We start from the raw sequence: 17,275 nt of genomic DNA on the forward strand, positions 1-17,275 counted from the left end.
ACATAGTCACTCAACGGGCGGCCTGTGCCGGTGTCAGTGCCGCCAGCATGTCACTCACACTGCTTTGCATGGACGCCGCTTCAAACATGTCCTGCTGCAAAAACTGCATCATGGGCTCACGCAATGCAATGGCTTGATCCAGCGCCGGGTCGGAGCCGTTCACGTAGGCGCCGATCTGGATCAGATCACGCCCTTTTTCGTACCGCGAATAGATCGCTTTGAAATTCCTGGCCAATTCAAAGTGCTCGCGCGACACCACGTTGTGCATCACCCGTGAAGCCGATTGCTCGATGTCGATGGCCGGGAAATGCCCGGCCTCGGCCAGTGAACGCGACAGCACAATGTGGCCATCGAGAATCGCCCGGGCGGCATCGGCAATCGGGTCCTGCTGGTCATCCCCCTCGGACAACACGGTGTAAAAAGCCGTGATCGAGCCGACCCCATGCAAACCATTGCCACTGCGCTCCACCAGCTGCGGCAACTTGGCAAAGCAGGAGGGCGGATAACCCTTGGTGGCCGGCGGCTCACCAATCGCCAGCGCAATCTCACGCTGCGCCATGGCAAAGCGGGTCAATGAGTCCATCAGCAGCAGCACGTGCTTGCCCTTGTCGCGAAAACTCTCGGCGATGGCCGTGGCGTAGGCAGCGCCCTGCATCCGCAGCAAAGGTGGTGCATCGGCAGGAGCGGCCACCACCACCGAACGCGCGCGGCCCTCTTCACCCAGAATATCTTCGATGAACTCTTTCACCTCACGACCACGCTCACCAATCAGCCCCACCACAATCACATCGGCCTGGGTGTAACGCGCCATCATGCCCAGCAACACGCTTTTACCCACACCAGAGCCCGCAAACAGGCCCAGCCGCTGGCCACGCCCCACGGTCAGCAGGGCGTTGATAGCGCGAATCCCCGTGTCCAGCGTTTCACGCACCGGTGAGCGGTCCATGGCATTGATCGGTTTGCGGTCAAGTGGCACCGAGGACACATTCAGGATCGGGCCCTTGTAGTCCATCGGCAACCCGTGGGCATCCACCACCCGGCCCAGTAAGCCGTCACCCAGCGGCAAGCGCAACACCCCCAGACCACTGGCGCGGTCAGCCTGGCGGCGTTCACCCAGCCGCGGCACAGCCACATAGGCCGGCGCCGGCTCGACGCTGGCACCACTGGACAAACCGTGAACGTCGCCGGCCGGCATCAAAAAAGCACGGTCCCCGGAAAAACCCACCACTTCGGCCAGCACCGGCAGCTGGGCCTGCATTTTGACCCAGCATTGCGAACCCACTGGCACACGAATGCCAACGGCCTCCAGCACCAGTCCGGTCAAACGCGTCAGGGTGCCCCTGACCTCCAGCGTGCTGTGAGACTGCACGCGCTTTCGCGCGTCTGACAGAAAATGCTGCCATTTGCCGGCCGTGTCAGCGGGATTCACCTGGTTCCTCCCATTGGCTGGACAACCCCAGTGTGGCCACCGCACGCCGCCACCGTTTCTGGACCGTGCCATCCACCACCGTCCCGGCGGACTCCACCAGGCAACCACCGGGCAAAACATCTGGATCGGCCCGCACACTCAGGTTCAGGCCGTTAAAGCTGGCGTGAATCTGTTCACCCAGCGCCTCCAGGTCCTGTGGGTGCAGTTTGACCACTGCCGTCTTGTGGTCGGCACCCAGAAGATCAATGGCTTCGGTCAAGACCGGCATGACCACGGTCGGGTTCACCGTCAATTCATGCCGCAGCACCTGGCGCGCCAACTCACAGGCCAGCGCCAGCACCTCTTGCGCCATGGCCTGCTCAGCCTGTGCCAGCTGATCCTGCGCGGACTCAAACAATTGACTCAGCCGCTGCCCTGCTGCCTGGGCCTGCGTGTTCATGAAGTCCTGCATCTGCTGTTGCAGCTCCAGCTGCGCCTGGGCTCGCCCCTGAACTACACCCTCGGCGTAACCAGCCTGATACGCTTGCTGCTGATCCACTTCCGCCTTGGCCTGCGCCTCCTGGTCCTCGCTGGCCTTGGCCCGTGCCGCCAGCAACTGGGCGGTGGTGTCGATGGCGCCAAATTGCCACTGTTTGACATCGGCGATTTCTTCGCCGGGGATAAAACGGTCGTAATGGCGCATGATCACACCATGGCGTCGTCAGCACCACCACCAATGATGATGGTGCCCTCGTCGGCCAGCCGACGAACGGTTTTGAGAATTTCCTTCTGCTGCGCTTCCACTTCGGACAGGCGCATCGGGCCGCGCGATTCCAGGTCCTCACGCAGCGACTCGGCAGCACGTGTGGACATATTGGAGAGAAACTTCTCCTTGAGCTCGGGCTGCGCCCCTTTGAGGGCCACGATCAGCACATCGGACGACACCTCTTTGAGCACCGTCTGGATCGCCTTGTCATCGAGCTTGATCACGTCGTCAAAGACAAACATCTTGTCCATGATCTTCTGCGCCAGATCGGGGTCATGGTTACGGATGGACTCGATCACCGTGCCCTCAATGGCGGTGCCCATCAGGTTGATCATTTCAGCCGCCGTCTTGACGCCCCCCAAAGATGATTTGCGCATCTTGTCGCCACCGGCCAGCACCTTGAACAACACCTCGTTGAGGTCTTTCAGGGCCGAAGGCTGGATACCTTCCATGGTGGCCACACGCAGCATGACTTCGTTGCGCTGCCGTTCGTTGAAAAACTTCAGGATATCCGCGGCCTGGTCAAAGTCCAGGTGCACCAGAATGGCCGCCACAATTTGCGGATGCTCGTTGCGCAGCAGTTCGGCCACGCTCGACGGTTCCATCCACTTCAAACTCTCAATGCCCGAGACATCTCCACCCTGCAAGATGCGGTCAATCAGCAGCGCCGCTTTGTCGTCACCCAGGGCGCGCTTGAGCACCGAGCGCACATAGTCACCCGAGTTGGACACCAGCAGACTTTGCGCCGCCGCAATACCGGTGAACTTGTCCACCACGTCATTGACACGTTCACGCGTGATGGCCTTGGTCTTGGCAATCGCCTCACCCAGCCTTTGCACCTCTTTGGGTGACAAATGCTTGAACACCTCTGACGCCTCGGCTTCACCCAGGGACATCATCAGGATGGCCGCATCTTCCAGACCGTCTGTTTGAGACATGATGTGTTGTTCCGTTCAGCTCCTGGACTCAGATCCCCCTGCCTCAGGCCGGGTTCTCACCATTGATCCAGGTTTTGACGATATTAGCAACTGCCGCAGGATTGTCACGCGTGAGCTTGCGGGCATCTTCCAGCGCCAACTCGCTGGCCGTCAATTCCGCGGGCTGGCTCCGCGCCGCCGGTGCTGCCAAAAGAGGCCGCTCGGGCTGTTCGGCCTCAATCGCGTCCAGCGCGCCTGCTGGCGGCGCCTCAACCCGCTCGGAAGGGGCGCGCGCCATGGTTTTGAGCGCCGGACGAACCGCCCCCAGCAACACCAGGGCGGCAAGTGCCACCGTGCCCAGGGGCCAGGCAAAACTGCGTGCCAGGTCCAGCACCTCAGGCTGCTGCCAGACCGGGACGGCCACCGGTGTCAGCTTTTCCGCCGCAAACGGCGCCGTCACCACGTTCACCGAATCCCCTCGGTCCTTGTTGAAACCGATGGTCTCCCGCACCAGGGAAGTCATTTTTTCCAGTTGCTGGTCACTCATGGGCGCAGTGGTGGTCTTGCCCTTGGCATCGGTAGTGGTCTGGTGGTTGAGCACTACGGCTGCGCTGATGCGTTTGATCATGCCGGTGCCGCCCCGCACCACCCGCACGGTCTTGTCCACCTCATAGTTGATGATCGATTCCTTGCGGCCATTGGCGCCCAAGCTGGCACTGGCCGCGCTCAGCGCCTGGGCTGGGCCATTGATGGCGGCCGAACTGGGGCCGGGCGGCTGGTTGGTCACGGCCCCCGGCACCCCGGTGGCGGGTGCTGTCGTCCCGACATTGCTTTCAAGCAATTGTTGGCTGCGAATGGCAACACTTTCCGGCGTCTGGTTCGGCTTGAACAACTCCGAGGTGGACTCGGTTTGCGAAAAATCCAGCTCGGCCGTCACCTGGGCACGCACGTTCTGCCGCCCCACCACGGGCTCCAGAATATCCAGGATGCGGCTGCTGTAGAGCTGCTCAATCTGCTGGACATGCTGCAGTTGCTGCGCATCCCCGCCCATGCCACCGGCGCCTTCAGGCGGCGTCGACAGCAATTTGCCGGTGTCGTCCAGCACACTCACAGCCTTGGGGTCCATCTCCGGCACACTGGAGGACACCAGATGAATGATGCCCGCCAGTTGCGCCCGGTCCAGCGTTCGCCCGGCATTCATACCAACCACGACCGAGGCCGACGGTTTTTGCTGGTCCCGGAAAAAACCGTTCTGGTTTGGCAAAGCCAGGTGCACACGCGCGCTTTGCACCGATGACAGCGCCTGGATGGAACGGGTCAATTCACCCTCCAGCCCGCGCTGAAACGTCAAACGCTCCTGAAACTGGGTCATGCCAAAACGGTTGGCGGTATCCATCAGCTCAAACCCCGTCACCGAGCCCTTGGGCAAACCTTGTGACGCCAGCTTGAGCCGTGTGTCATACACCTTGTCGGCAGGGACCAGAATGGCGCCACCGCCGGCACCATACTGGTAAGGAATATTCATTTGTGACAGCTGGGCGACGATGGCGCCACCATCCTTGTCCGCCAGATTGGCATACAGAACCCGCCACTCGGCCTGGCGGCCCATCATCAGGCCGACCACACCAATCACCACAAACAGCACCACACCCACCGCCAAACGGATTTTTTGGGCTTGATCCAGCCTAGCCAGGCGCTGACCCAAGGAAGGCTGAAGAGAAGTGGCAGAGATGGCAGTAGCGGCAGGCATGAGGTTCATCCATGGAAGGGGTGCATCAAGCACCTTGATTGGCGATGATTATTCTGCCCGCCCCCAAAAACATTAGCCCGATAAGACCTGCTTTTACGGCTTACTTCAAATTTATGTTTTGGCAAAGGGGTTGCTAGCATCCATCCACCCCCATTTGATCGGGGCCAACCATGCCATGAACCTCAGACTCACCTCTACAACCATGCCGGTCGCCGTGCGACCCACCTTGTCCCCTGGACAGTCTGCCGGCCAGGTGGCAGGCAAGGGTTCCGGTGGCTTTGCAGGCGCCTTGCAAAGTGCACTGACCTCGGTCAGTGAAGCCCAGAACAATGCCACCCAGCTGCAGCGCGAAGTGCAGCTGGAAAACCCCAAGGTCAGCCTGGAGGAAACCATGGTGGCCATCCAGAAGGCACAAATCGGCTTTCAGGCCACCCTGCATGTACGTAACCGCATGGTGCAGGCCTACACCGACATCATGAACATGCAGGTCTGAGCACCCGTTTTGCCCAAAAAAATAGGGGCCAAATTGGCCCCTATCCCACGTCAAATAAGCACTTTTAGCTACAAATATTATAGCAATCAGTGCAGATAGGCGCGCTGACTGTCCAGATTCTGCTCACAATGTGTCAGCCACGGTTCGGCCAGGTAGCGAATCTGCGCGTCATTGTTCAGAATACGCTGCATGATGCGGGTTTTTTCGGCCCGTTGCTCCGGCAGCAACTGTTCGGTGCTGGCCCGGGTGCGAAGCTGCTCGATCAGCACGGCGCAAGCCCCCTCAAACCGCATCACCTGCTCCCAGTCTTCTGCCTTGGCCGCGTCCAGCATCTTGGCGCTGCTGTCCTCAATGGCCTTGTAATAATCAATGAGTAGTTGTGACATGGCTCAAGCTCCCACCAAGGACAAATGGGCGTAGCCCCCCGCACGCTGGCTGGCAACCTTGGTCGTTGCCACTGGTGTTGCCGGACTGGCCGGGGCGGTGGGAGTCTGTTTCATGGTTTTCCAGGCCTGTGCCACGGGTTCGATCAAACGCTGGACTTCCTGGAAAATCGCATCATCGTTGCGCACGTTGGCCTGAATCAGCTGGCTGGCGCAATAGTCGTACAGCGCGCCCAGGTTGGCGGCCAACTCGCCACCATCCACCGTATCCAATCCTGTTGTCAGGCCTTCCTGAAGAATACGCAGCGCCTTGGAAACAGCCGCACATTTGGCAGCAATATCTTTGCGGGCCAAAGCCCCGCGAGCAACACCGATGGACTCCATCAAACCGTCAAACAGCAAGCACACGATCTGGTACTGATCCATGGTGTGCACACTGGTTTCAACATTGATCCGCTGGTAGGCAGAAGCGGCACGCGGGTTATAAGCGGTAAACATGTTGACTGGCCTCTAAATAGTCTGTGTCTGTTACATGAATTATCGACAGAAGCCAGTCAAACTGAAGACTCTCTTATCGGGAAAACTCAACCCGTCGACTTGTTCCAGGTGGTCACCTGCTGCGCGACATACGCATTGAGAGCGTTGAGACTGGCCATCTTTGAGTCCAGCGCGCTGTAGCGCGCATTCAGCGAGGCTTCTAGTCGGGTCGCCTTTTCATTCACACGAGTTTGATCTTTGGCATTGCGGTCAAGCATCAACTTCAGACTGTAATCCTTGGTGCTGAAGAAACCATCCGTCGACAACAGGTTAGTCGCCAGCGCCTTGATCTGGACCGCCACCCCGTTGGCAGCGCCAGTGCCGGTGGCGCTGAAGAGCTTTTTCAACTCATCCATATGATCGTTCATGGCTGCACTCAATTTGGTGCTGTTCACCGCCAAGTCACCGCCGCGCTGCTGGGTAATACCGACATCGGCCAGCCGCCCATATAACGACGACCCAGTGGTCAAGGACTGCAGGGCATTGCGCAAACTGTTTTGCAGGGTAATCACCGTGGAGTCCCCCTGCAACAGACCGGCCGACTTGGTCGCCGCATCGTATTTGGTGGCTTCACCGATCAGTTGGTTGATATCGTTATAGGCTTTGACAAACGCGTCGATGTTGCTCTGAACCGCCGACGTGTCCTTGGTGATGGTGATTTCAGTCGGTGCCGTGGTCACCTTCAAGGCCGTGAAGGTCACGCCAGACACGGTCGAGGCGAACGTGTTGGTTGCTGACGTCACCGCGATGCCATTGACGGTGGCCTGGGCATCTGCGGCCGCCTGGGTGGTGGTGCTCCCCACCACCATGCGCGACAGGCCCGCAGCATCAGCGGTATTGCCGTCAGCGTCGGACGTGACCGCCAGGGTAAAACCAGCGGCCAGCCCGGTGCTGGTACTGCGCAGCAAAAGCCGGTCGCCAGACGCATCTGTCAGCACCGTGGCAGAGACCCCGGCCCCCGCACCATTGATGGCACTGGCAATGTCAGCCACCTTGTCCGTTGCCAAAACCGTGATCTCGACCGGGGTACCACTGCCTACTGTCAGGCTCAGGGTGCCTGCCCCCACCGCTATTCCCGTGGTGATCGCCGCCGAAGCCGTGGACTTGGCCTTGGCCAGCGCCTGCACCTCGACGCTGAAAGTGGTGGGTTGGGTCCCGCCAATGGCACTCACCCCCACCGAGCTGCTGTCAGACGACGTTGCCTTGACCGCATTCCAGCCGGTCACACTGGTCAGTTTGCTCACAGCGTCCGACAGTGTCGACACCAGCGACTTGATTTGACCAAAGGCCGAAATCTTGGTTTGCACCGTGGCCGCCTGCAACTTCAGCGAATCCAGCGGTTTTTTCTCCAGCGCAACCAGCTGCGAGACGATGCTCTTTACATCCAGACCGCTACCGATACCTTGCGATGAAATGGTGGCCATGATGGGCTCCTGAAATTTCTGAGGACTGTCATCCGATTATGAAACTTTCAAGACCGGCGCGATAGCCAGATTAGCAGGGCAAAGCCCAGCCATCAAGCCAAGCCAAACATACATCGAATGACCCTCAACCCAGATTTCGGCACCCCATCTGACAACTTGAGGCTTTTTTCACTTACCGCAGCAGGGCCAAGATCCCCTGCGGCAACTGGTTGGCCTGCGCCACCATGGCGGTGCCGGCTTGCTGCAGGATTTGAGCGCGCGACAGGTTGGCGGTTTCAGCCGCAAAGTCGGCATCCTGGATCCGGCTGCGCGAAGCTGCCAGGTTTTCTGAGGTCACCTGCAGGTTGTTGATGGATGTCTCAAAGCGCGACTGCAAGGCACCGAGTTTGGCGCGCTCGCCGCTGATGAAGGCCAGTGCCGAGTCCACCGTTTTGAGCGCCTCGGTGGCCTTGGCAAAGGTCGTGACATCCAAGTCTGCCACCTTTTGCAGAGCGGAACCACCGCTTGTCAATTGGTTGCTGGCCGAGGTGACTGAGAAGGACTTTTCCGAATCCAGAACAATATAGCCACCAGTGGTCACCTTGAAATCGACACCAGGAGTCATCATGGTTTCCATGTTTCCCACAGCAGCACCAGCAGCATCGTAGCTCTGCACATTCGTATTCGCCGCGTTATTGGTGCCTGTTTCGCCAATGGTAATGTTATTGCCCGTGTTGTTGGTCAGGATGATCTGACTACCGTTCGAACTCAGCGAAGCATTGATACCGGTCTTGGCCGACTGGTCATTAAAAGCCGACACCGCTGCCGACAGGCGGTCGGTGCCAGTGGCCGACGTCAGCGTGAACGAAATGGTACGTGGCGAGCCCACGTTGTCGCCCTCTATGAAATAGGTGTACGAACCTGCTGCCGCCATGCCCGACAGACGCACTTCCGTGCGCGCCGTGGCGGTAACTCCAGTCGTGGATTTCAAGGCATTGATTTGATCGGCTGTGGCTTTTGCGGTCGCCTGCGAGGCCACGGAAAACGTTCCCGTGCCCAGGTACCCGCTGATAGACACCGCACCGGATGTCACGCCATTGACGCTAGGATTAGCCAAGCCGGTCCCCACCGCGCCAAACCCGGCACCGGCACTGGCCACGTTCTGGTTATTGCCATAAACACTGGTGCGCAGATTGCCCGTGGCGGCCACAATGGTCTGGTTGGCGTTGGCGCCCACCTGGAATTGCTGGGTGCCAAAGCTGCCGTCCAGCAGTTTTTGACCGTTGAATTCCGTCGTTTGCGAAATCCGGTCCAACTCCGACACCAGTTGCCCCACCTCAGCCTGCAAGGCCTGGCGGTCACCGGCACTGTTGGAGGCGTTGGCCGATTGCACGGCCAGCTCACGCACGCGCTGCAAAATGTCACCAGAGGCCTTGAGCGCACCTTCTGCGGTTTGCGCCAGCGAGATGCCGTCATTGGCATTCCGTACAGCTTGGTTCAAGCCGCGAATCTGGCTGGTGAAACGCTCCGAAATCGCCAAACCAGCAGCGTCGTCCTTGGCGCTGTTGATGCGCAGCCCCGATGACAAACGCTGAATGGAGGTGCTCAGCGCGTTGGCACTGATGCCCAAATTGCGTTGCGCTGTCAACGAGTTGACGTTGGTGTTGATGGTGGAGGCCATGACAATCTCTGGTGTAAAAAACTATCTCAATCGGGGTGGCATTGACAAGTGCATTTGAAGTGTCGTTAAGAACATTTTCGGAGGTTTGGCACAAAGCTTGAGCTTCAGAAGGGAAAGAGAAAGCCGGTATTTGTGGCGTTAATCAGCGCTGCCCTGGGTAGCACACCAAACCATAAAAAAAGGCGCCAGAACAAGTTCTGACGCCTTTGGAGGCCACATCCGGGGCTTTTAGGCTTCCCGGATGGCGTCGCCACTTACCGCAACAGAGCCAGGATCCCCTGCGGCAACTGGTTGGCCTGCGCCACCATGGCGGTACCGGCCTGCTGCAGGATTTGAGCGCGCGACAGGTTGGCGGTTTCTGCCGCAAAGTCGGCGTCCTGAATCCGGCTGCGTGAAGCAGACAGGTTTTCCGAAGTCACTTGCAGGTTGCCAATACTGGTTTCAAAGCGCGATTGCAAAGCGCCGAGTTTGGCGCGTTCACCGTTGATGAAGGCCAGTGCCGAGTCCACGGTCTTCAGCGCTTCAGTGGCCTTGGCAAAGGTGGTGACATCCAGGTCTGCCACCTTTTGCAGAGCAGAACCACCGCTGTCCAATTGGTTGCTGGCCGAGGTCACCGCAAAGGACTTCTCCGAATCCAGAACGATATAGCCACCGGTGCTCACCCGCTCTGCTGTCGTATCAGCGCCCAAAGTGCGGGCGGTACCGTTGCTGGCGCCTGCAGCATCGTAGCCGGTCACGGTCGTCGTGGTTGCGTTGGCGGTGGCGGTATCCCCCACCACAATGTCATTTCCGGTGGCGTTGGTCAGGATGACCTGGCTGCCGTCCGAGCTCAGCGAAGCGTTGATACCTGTCTTGGCTGACTGGTCATTGATGGCCGACACCGCGGCCGACAGCCGATCAGTACCGGTGGCCGATGTGAGTGTGAACGACACAGTGCGTGCTGAGCCCACGTTGTCACCTTCAAGCGTGAGCGAGTACGACCCAACGGCCGCCATGCCGCCCAGGCGCACTTCGGTGCGGGCGATGGCTGTCACACCACTATCGGCCTTGACGGCATTGATCTGGTCGGCTGTCGCCTTGGCGGTGGCGCTGGATGCCACCGTCAGTGTGCCGGTACCCAAGTAGCCGCTGATGGACACGGCTCCACTCGTCACACCGTTAGCGCTTGCCGTGGTGCCACTGACGGGAGCCTGGGCACCGATACCTGAGCCGTTGGAGGCGACGTTCTGGTTATTGCCATAAACGCTGGTGCGCAGATTGCCCGTGGCGGCCACAATGGTCTGGTTGGCGTTGGCTCCCACCTGGAATTGCTGGGTCCCAAAGCTACCGTCCAGCAGTTTTTGGCCGTTGAATTCTGTCGTTTGCGAAATCCGGTCCAACTCCGACACCAGTTGACCCACTTCGGCCTGCAGGGCTTGGCGGTCACCGGCGCTGTTGGAGGCGTTGGCCGATTGCACGGCCAGCTCACGCACCCGCTGCAAAATGTCACCAGAGGCCTTGAGCGCACCTTCTGCGGTTTGCGCCAGCGAGATGCCGTCATTGGCATTACGTATAGCTTGGTTCAAGCCCCGAATCTGGCCGGTGAAGCGTTCCGAAATGGCCAAGCCGGCTGCATCGTCTTTGGCGCTGTTGATGCGCAGCCCCGATGACAAACGTTGAATGGAGGTGCTCAGCGCGTTGGCACTGATGCCCAAATTGCGTTGCGCTGTCAACGAGTTGACGTTGGTGTTGATGGTAGAGGCCATGACAAATCTCCTGGTAAAAACAGTCTCAATATGGCGTTACCGCCAGCCGCGACACCGGTTTGCACTCATGGACCCCAGAAATTAGCTCAAGCGGAGGTTTGATAAGTGCGTTTGGAGCGTCGTTGAAGATGTTTTCGGGCATTTGACGGAAAACTTGAGCCCCAAAAAGAAAAGTAAGGCGGTTTTTGTGGCGTTTATCGACGCAACACAAATAAGGCAGCTCACCACAATCACCTCATCGTTCCGCGTTGCATGTCTTGTGCCAGGTTGCATGGATAGCAATGTGGGGGTTTTCAGTTTTAAGGAGTTTGCCGTGGCTTCTACCATCAACACCAACATCAGCTCGCTCACTGCCCAGCGCAACCTGGGCACCAGCCAGATGGCCCTGAGCTCGGCCATCCAACGCCTGTCATCGGGGCTGCGCATCAACAGCGCCAAAGACGACGCTGCTGGTTTGGCCATTTCGGAACGCTTCACCAGCCAAATTCGCGGTTTAAACCAGGCCGTGCGTAATGCCAACGACGGCATCTCGCTGGCCCAGGTCACAGAAGGCGCCATGGGCGCAGCTGGCAACATCCTGCAGCGGGTGCGTGAGCTGGCCGTGCAATCGGCCAACGCCTCCAATAGCGCCGGTGACCGTCAGGCCCTGCAACAGGAAGTTGGCCAACTGGTGGCGGAGTTGGACCGGATTTCGCAAACGACGGAATTCAACGGCCAAAAACTGCTGGACGGCAGCTTTGGGACCCAGCAATTCCAGGTGGGAGCCAACGCCAACCAGACCATTGTGGCCGCCACGGGCAATCTGCGCACCAGCGTTTATGGCAATAACCAGAACGTCGCCTCCAACGGCTCAGGTATCGGTGCCCAGGCTCCCGTCAGTGGCACCACGGCAAGCGCTAACGGTGTGACGAGTGGAGCCGTGTCCATCAGCGGCTACTTGGGTACCGGCACACTGACGGTGGCATCCAGCGCGTCCGCCAAGGCCACAGCCGACCAGATCAATGCCGTCAAGGCCGATAGTGGTGTGACGGCCACCGCCCGCACCGAAGTGCGCCTGGGCGGCATGGCGGCCGTTGGGTCGTACTCGCTCACGCTCGAAGGTGACAACGTGGGCTCAGCACGCACCGTGTCGTTCACACTGACATCGGCCACCGGTACCGATCGGCTGTCGGCCGCGGTGTCGGCCATCAATGACCAGTCAGCCAAGACCGGCATCAACGCTTCGCTGAGCTCGGACGGCAGCCAGATCATCCTGACCAACGCCACCGGAAATGACATTGTGGTGGGGGATACCGCCAACGCCAACGCCGGCACGACGACCGTGACCGGCTACGATGCTGCAGGCGCCAGCAACGGCACCGCCCGCACTTTGGGCGCTGATACGACAGCAGAGCGGGTGAGCACCGGTGGCTATATCGTTCTGGACTCGGAGAAGTCCTTTGCGGTGACTTCGGCCAGCAACCAATTGGACAGCGGCGGCTCCGCCTTGCACACCGTGGCCAACCTGGATATCACCACATTCAGCAATGCCACTGACGCCCTGAAAACGGTGGACTCGGCACTGGCTTTCATCAGCGGCGAGCGCGCCAAACTCGGCGCCTTGCAGTCGCGCTTTGAGACCAGCATTGCCAGCCTGCAGATCACCTCGGAAAACCTGTCTGCTTCACGCAGCCGGATTCAGGACGCAGACTTTGCGGCTGAAACCGCCAACCTGTCGCGCGCGCAAATCCTGCAGCAGGCTGGCACCGCCATGGTGGCACAAGCCAACCAAATCCCACAAGGGGTTCTTGCGCTCCTAAAATAGTAGCCCAAAGTCATTCATTTGATCGGGCTAGGCATGCCAATTCACCTTCACGCTAAACACAAGCCCAAACCCAACAGCAGCCCGACCATGCCAACCGCCATGGCGGCACAGAACTGGCCGCTGCTGATTGAGCTGTGTCGGCGGGCCTTGCGCAAAAACCGCAAGGATTTGATGGCCAACCGACTACTGGGCTTTGCCCTGGAAAAAGACGGCCAGGTTGAAGACGCGTTCGCCGCTTATGCCCAGGCGGCAACCGTGTTCCCGGATGATGCCGAGCTGTTGGTCAATTACGCCAACCTGCTGCTCAAGTACGCGCGCAATGCAGAAGCCCTTCCCCTGCTGGAAAAGGTCTGTGTTTTACGCCCCCAGCCCGCCATTGGCTGGATCAAGCTGGCCGAATGCTGCTACCTGATGGGGCTGCACGACAAAGGATTCGAGGCCAGCCAGACCGCTGCCAAGCTGGCCGACACACTGCATGACCGGGTGGCGGTGCTGATGCAAAGCGCCATTCACCGACGCGAGCTGGGCCAGGTTCGCGAAGCGGTGCAGGACTGCGAAGCCGCCATCACTTTGCGCCCTAGCGACCCGGGCAACTACACCAACAGGCTACTGTTCATGCTGGCCGACCCCCAGGTGAGCAGCGCCGAGCTGTCAGCGGCGGCGCGGCAGTACGGGGCCGCGTTCGAGCCGCCGCTGCGGCCCCAATGGCCCAACTTTGAGGGCCACTGCGGTTCGCCCTGGCGGCGCCTAAAGATCGGCTTTCTCTCACCCGACTTTCGCGTGCACGCAGTGATGTATTTCGTCGAAGGGCTGCTGGCGCAGCTGGACCGGCGGCAATTCGAGGTGTTTGCCTTCTACCTGTTTCCACGTGATGACCATGTGACCGAACGGGTCCGCTGCCACGCGGATCACTTTGTGTCGCTGGCCGTCCTGAACCCGGAGCAACAGGCTCAGGCCATTCGCGCCCAAGGTATTGACATCGTGATTGATCTGGCAGGCCACACCGGCAACAACGGGCTGCTGGCGCTGGCGCACAAGGCCGCACCGGTGCAAGTGTCGTGGCTCGGGTTTCCGGCCACCACCGGGCTCACGTCGGTGGACTACAAGTTCACCGACGACATCAGCGACCCGCCCGATGCCGACGCGCAGTACTCCGAGCAACTCTATCGCCTGCCCACGCTGTACTGCTGCTACCGCCCCATGAGCCGTAACCCGCTGTGGCGCTACCAGCCGCGCTACCAGGTCAGCCCGACGCCGGCGCTGAAAAACGGTTTCATCACCTTTGGCTCGTGCAACAACCTGGGCAAACTCACCGACGAGGTGCTGACCCTGTGGGGACAGGTGCTGGCGGCAGTGCCGGGGTCGCGCCTGCTCATTGAGGGTAAAAACCTGGATCGGCCCGATTTTGCGCAAGCCTACCGCGAACGCTGCGCGCGCCTGGGCCTGCCCCCGGCGCAGGTGGACCTGGTTGTGCTGCGCAACGAAAACCAGTACTTGACCTACCACCAGATCGACATTGCGCTGGACCCCTTCCCGCTGACCGGCGGCACCACCACCTTTGACGCACTCTGGATGGGACTGCCCATTGTCTCGATGGTGGGTGACAGCTTCAAGAGCCGGATGGGCATGAGCTTGCTGACCTACCTGGGGCGCACCGAATGGCTGGCCGAAACAGCAGCGCAGTATGTGGGCATCGCCACCCGCCTGGCCAGCGATGCGCAAGCGCTCAACACCCTGCGCCAAGGCCTGCGCAGCGAGGTGGAGCACTCTGCCTTGATGCGTGAAGACCGCTTCACCCGTCACTTCGGTGATGGCCTGCGCCTGATGTGGCTGCAGTGGCTTGCCCGCAGTGAGCACCCGCAAGACATCCAGGCGCAAGAACAGACCGTCCAGAATTGGTTACCGCAGTGGCCGCAGGAGTGGACACAACCACCGCAGCCCGGGGTCGGACTCAAGCCCGGCCAGCGCGTCAGCCTGCACGAAGCCCACCAACGCTTGCAAGACCTGGTGGAAACGGCCAAAGCCGCCCCACCGCCATCAGCAGCCAGTGAAACCACGGGTGCCATGATCACCGACAGCCACTGGAAAGCAGTCACCGAACTGGCCGAAACCGTGCTCAGCGCCGTGCCGCACGACGCCGTGGCATTGGCCTGCCTGGCCGAAGTCGAACTGGCGCACGGGCACGCCGAGTTTGCCGTGACCTACCTGCGTTATGCGCAAGAGGCCATGGCGGCGCAGAACTGACGCCACCCGCGGTCTCGGGGCGCCTACACGTCCCGAAAAAAATCTGCCAGGATGGGCCGTTCCGACGACTTGAACACCAGACTGCCCGCTGGCCCCTGGAACACCAGGCTGTTGGCCTGGGTAGACTGGTTGATCACACTCACACCTTGAGAAATCACCGACCGATCAGCCACATGACTGCTGCCAATCACCGCCGTGTTCGGGTACAGGATGACCCCTTCACCGATCACCGGAGCCTGGCCGTGATTTTTGCCAACAGTGGAGTTCTGGTACAGCACCAGATGGTTGCCGTAAGTCGCCTTGGCCAGCACGATCCCGACCGAATGACCAATGAAAAAAACCTCCGGCAACTCGATTTCATAAAAACAGTCGATGGCATTGAGCGCCTTGTTGAGCAAAAAAAGCTGGGTACAGACCGTGCGGGCCTGTTCATGCCGCCAAATGGTGTTGGACAAGTAGTACAAAAAAATGCAGTACTGCGAAGAGTGCAAAACATCAAACTGTCCCGGCGTCCACATCCGCACCTGCGAAATGCACTGATCCAGACGCTCCAGCGCTGACGCCATATGGGTATCAATCAAGCCAAGTTCAGGATGCTCGCCAATCGGGAACAAGTGCCCCATCTGAGACCGTACATAGGTCCCCAGGCTGGTGCCATTCAAGTGAAGCAGGTTCATACATTACCTCGGTAGGCTGGCCAAAAATGGGCGGATCTGCGTCAACACACTTGCCGCTTCCCAGCCGAACTCCTGACGCAGGAGACTGGTATCAATGGCTGGGGGCGCGGGCACCCGCTCATCGGTAGTAAAGCGCAGCTGCCGGCCGGACTCACGGCTGATCCATTGAGCCAGCTCTTCGTTACGCAGATTGCAGCCGCTGGCCACGTTGTAGGTGGTGTGCTCCCCCCCCAGCGCCATCGCCACCAGCGCTCTTAACACATCACCAATAAACACATAGTCTCGGGCGCGACCAGGAGAAGACTCAACCGTCAAAACCCCGCCAGGCGGCAGCTGGGCCAACTGGTCAAGCAGCGTCGGCAAGAAACCACCGGCGGCGTGACCCAGGTCATAAACACATGACAGCCTGGCAATACGCGCGCGGCCCTGCCCCATCACGTGACAGATACTCTCGCCGGTCAACTTGGTCAGATCGTAAAAATGGCGGGAATTGGAAGGCGCCACCGGTATCAATGATGACTCATGCGCCAACGCACCCGGCGCCAGGCCATCGTACAAACGGGTGGACGACAAGTAGACCAAAGAGGTGTACGACGGCGACTGCAGCACCCTTGACAGTAGGCTGACATGGGCTTCAACCGTATCTGCGGGCCGCTGCAAAAAATCGGCAGTCAGACCAGCACAGTAAAAAACATGCCCCAGTTCACGTTCTTGCACAGGCCAGGAACAGTCACGCTCAGGCACCCAACATTGCCAGCCCGTCTCACGTAAATGATGTACCAGGGCGCGCCCGATGAACCCCCGTCCACCGATGACGGTTGCACACTTCATTGACGCGCCCCCACCTGCCGCAGCGGTGTGCCCGCCCAGACGGTATAGGCCGGCAACTCACCCCGCACAATGGCGCCCGCCCCCACCACGCAGCCCTGGCGCAACACGGCGCCGTCTAGGATCACACAGTTGGCGCCGATCCACACATCGTCTTCCACCACAATGCCGCCCTTGCTGGGTAAAAAACCCTGCTCGCGGATCAGCTGTGACCGGCTGTGGTAGGCGTGGTTGACCGGCGCAAAGGTGGTGTTGGCTGCCACCGCGACATTGGCGCCCATCTGGATGCCGTTGCCGGTATAGAGCACGCAACCGGCGTTGATGACGCTGTGCGCGCCAATGATCAGGTCACCCAGGCCACCAGCGGGTTTGATCTTGACAAAACTGTCAATCACGCAATGGGCCCCCACCACAATGCGGCTGCCACGCACCGAGTCTTCTATGTCCGCCAGATGGGACACCCGGGCCAGCGGATGGATCTCGATCACATCACCTCCAGCGTCGGCACTGCTGTGACAAACCGCCCACCCCATTCGCGGATGTAGTCCAGCTGCGCCATGACCTCGTGCCTGAGGTTCCAGGGCAGGATCAGCACATGACTGGGGCGGTGGGCTTTCAACGCGGCCTCGTCCACGATGG

At 60.0% G+C, this 17,275-nt stretch carries 16 protein-coding genes; 3 read left to right on the top strand and 13 right to left on the bottom strand.

Annotated elements, in window-relative coordinates; all coding sequences use genetic code 11:
* Positions 1 to 10 precede the first annotated feature (10 nt).
* The 4 genes from fliI to fliF are packed head-to-tail and all read right to left on the bottom strand — an operon-like array spanning position 11 to position 4,841.
* Complete coding sequence (fliI, locus tag PHW99_RS10270; protein ID WP_300176614.1) at positions 11 to 1,429, bottom strand: flagellar protein export ATPase FliI; 1,419 nt, start codon at positions 1,427 to 1,429, stop codon at positions 11 to 13.
* Complete coding sequence (locus PHW99_RS10275; RefSeq protein WP_300176617.1) at positions 1,416 to 2,111, bottom strand: FliH/SctL family protein; 696 nt, start codon at positions 2,109 to 2,111, stop codon at positions 1,416 to 1,418. Before PHW99_RS10275 ends, fliI begins: the two co-directional genes overlap by 14 nt.
* Positions 2,112 to 2,113: 2 nt before the next feature.
* Positions 2,114 to 3,112, bottom strand: a complete 999-nt coding sequence (fliG, locus tag PHW99_RS10280) for a flagellar motor switch protein FliG (RefSeq protein ID WP_300176620.1) — start codon at positions 3,110 to 3,112, stop codon at positions 2,114 to 2,116.
* Between the two features lie 43 nt (positions 3,113 to 3,155).
* Positions 3,156 to 4,841, bottom strand: a complete 1,686-nt coding sequence (fliF, locus tag PHW99_RS10285) for a flagellar basal-body MS-ring/collar protein FliF (RefSeq protein ID WP_300176623.1) — start codon at positions 4,839 to 4,841, stop codon at positions 3,156 to 3,158.
* A 175-nt stretch (positions 4,842 to 5,016) separates the two neighbouring features.
* Between fliF and fliE the strand changes: the two genes are divergently transcribed.
* A complete protein-coding gene (gene fliE / locus PHW99_RS10290; protein ID WP_300176626.1) occupies positions 5,017 to 5,334 on the top strand; it encodes a flagellar hook-basal body complex protein FliE in 318 nt (105 codons plus the stop codon).
* 86 nt (positions 5,335 to 5,420) lie between these two features.
* Here fliE and PHW99_RS10295 read toward each other — a convergent pair whose 3' ends face one another.
* The 5 genes from PHW99_RS10295 to PHW99_RS10315 form a co-directional block, all read right to left on the bottom strand.
* On the bottom strand, positions 5,421 to 5,720 hold the full coding sequence (locus PHW99_RS10295; RefSeq protein ID WP_300176629.1) for a flagellar protein FliT: 300 nt from the start codon (positions 5,718 to 5,720) through the stop codon (positions 5,421 to 5,423).
* Between the two features lie 3 nt (positions 5,721 to 5,723).
* On the bottom strand, positions 5,724 to 6,215 hold the full coding sequence (gene fliS / locus PHW99_RS10300; protein ID WP_300176632.1) for a flagellar export chaperone FliS: 492 nt from the start codon (positions 6,213 to 6,215) through the stop codon (positions 5,724 to 5,726).
* Between the two features lie 86 nt (positions 6,216 to 6,301).
* Positions 6,302 to 7,678: a flagellar filament capping protein FliD gene (gene fliD / locus PHW99_RS10305; RefSeq protein ID WP_300176635.1), complete on the bottom strand. Its 1,377-nt coding sequence runs from the start codon at positions 7,676 to 7,678 to the stop codon at positions 6,302 to 6,304.
* A 172-nt stretch (positions 7,679 to 7,850) separates the two neighbouring features.
* On the bottom strand, positions 7,851 to 9,338 hold the full coding sequence (locus PHW99_RS10310; protein ID WP_300176638.1) for a flagellin: 1,488 nt from the start codon (positions 9,336 to 9,338) through the stop codon (positions 7,851 to 7,853).
* 254 nt (positions 9,339 to 9,592) lie between these two features.
* Positions 9,593 to 11,083 carry a flagellin gene (locus PHW99_RS10315; protein ID WP_300176641.1) on the bottom strand — a complete coding sequence of 497 codons (1,491 nt, stop codon included), beginning with the start codon at positions 11,081 to 11,083 and terminating at the stop codon, positions 9,593 to 9,595.
* 313 nt (positions 11,084 to 11,396) lie between these two features.
* On the opposite strand from PHW99_RS10315, the gene PHW99_RS10320 reads away from it, so the two are divergent.
* On the top strand, positions 11,397 to 12,887 hold the full coding sequence (locus PHW99_RS10320; protein WP_300176645.1) for a flagellin: 1,491 nt from the start codon (positions 11,397 to 11,399) through the stop codon (positions 12,885 to 12,887).
* A gap of 87 nt (positions 12,888 to 12,974) precedes the next feature.
* Positions 12,975 to 15,131, top strand: a complete 2,157-nt coding sequence (locus tag PHW99_RS10325) for an acetylglucosamine transferase (protein WP_300176648.1) — start codon at positions 12,975 to 12,977, stop codon at positions 15,129 to 15,131.
* A 23-nt stretch (positions 15,132 to 15,154) separates the two neighbouring features.
* Here the strand turns inward: PHW99_RS10325 and PHW99_RS10330 are convergent, their stop codons facing one another.
* Genes PHW99_RS10330 through PHW99_RS10345 form a run of 4 tightly spaced genes read right to left on the bottom strand, consistent with a single transcriptional unit; the run spans position 15,155 to position 17,270 of the window.
* Positions 15,155 to 15,808, bottom strand: coding sequence for a hypothetical protein (locus PHW99_RS10330; RefSeq protein ID WP_300176651.1), 654 nt, complete (start codon positions 15,806 to 15,808; stop codon positions 15,155 to 15,157).
* Positions 15,809 to 15,811: 3 nt separating this feature from the next.
* Positions 15,812 to 16,639 (bottom strand): NAD(P)-dependent oxidoreductase, encoded by an 828-nt coding sequence (locus tag PHW99_RS10335; RefSeq protein WP_300176654.1) that lies wholly within the window; start codon positions 16,637 to 16,639, stop codon positions 15,812 to 15,814.
* Positions 16,636 to 17,124, bottom strand: a complete 489-nt coding sequence (locus tag PHW99_RS10340) for a DapH/DapD/GlmU-related protein (RefSeq protein WP_300176657.1) — start codon at positions 17,122 to 17,124, stop codon at positions 16,636 to 16,638. The genes PHW99_RS10335 and PHW99_RS10340 overlap by 4 nt, the downstream gene beginning before the upstream one ends.
* Complete coding sequence (locus PHW99_RS10345) at positions 17,121 to 17,270, bottom strand: hypothetical protein (RefSeq protein WP_366913325.1); 150 nt, start codon at positions 17,268 to 17,270, stop codon at positions 17,121 to 17,123. Before PHW99_RS10345 ends, PHW99_RS10340 begins: the two co-directional genes overlap by 4 nt.
* Positions 17,271 to 17,275: the final 5 nt, after the last annotated feature.

Source organism: Rhodoferax sp., assembly GCF_028689305.1.
Taxonomy (GTDB): domain Bacteria; phylum Pseudomonadota; class Gammaproteobacteria; order Burkholderiales; family Burkholderiaceae_C; genus Rhodoferax.

Coding starts and splice junctions, on each gene's coding strand:
- fliS (WP_300176632.1), bottom strand. CDS start 6,215: ATGTTTACCGCTTATAACCCGCGTGCCGCTTCTGCCTACCAGCGGATC.
- PHW99_RS10275 (WP_300176617.1), bottom strand. CDS start 2,111: ATGCGCCATTACGACCGTTTTATCCCCGGCGAAGAAATCGCCGATGTC.
- PHW99_RS10335 (WP_300176654.1), bottom strand. CDS start 16,639: ATGAAGTGTGCAACCGTCATCGGTGGACGGGGGTTCATCGGGCGCGCC.
- fliE (WP_300176626.1), top strand. CDS start 5,017: ATGAACCTCAGACTCACCTCTACAACCATGCCGGTCGCCGTGCGACCC.
- PHW99_RS10310 (WP_300176638.1), bottom strand. CDS start 9,338: ATGGCCTCCACCATCAACACCAACGTCAACTCGTTGACAGCGCAACGC.
- PHW99_RS10330 (WP_300176651.1), bottom strand. CDS start 15,808: ATGAACCTGCTTCACTTGAATGGCACCAGCCTGGGGACCTATGTACGG.
- fliF (WP_300176623.1), bottom strand. CDS start 4,841: ATGCCTGCCGCTACTGCCATCTCTGCCACTTCTCTTCAGCCTTCCTTG.
- PHW99_RS10295 (WP_300176629.1), bottom strand. CDS start 5,720: ATGTCACAACTACTCATTGATTATTACAAGGCCATTGAGGACAGCAGC.
- fliD (WP_300176635.1), bottom strand. CDS start 7,678: ATGGCCACCATTTCATCGCAAGGTATCGGTAGCGGTCTGGATGTAAAG.
- PHW99_RS10325 (WP_300176648.1), top strand. CDS start 12,975: ATGCCAACCGCCATGGCGGCACAGAACTGGCCGCTGCTGATTGAGCTG.
- fliG (WP_300176620.1), bottom strand. CDS start 3,112: ATGTCTCAAACAGACGGTCTGGAAGATGCGGCCATCCTGATGATGTCC.
- PHW99_RS10315 (WP_300176641.1), bottom strand. CDS start 11,083: ATGGCCTCTACCATCAACACCAACGTCAACTCGTTGACAGCGCAACGC.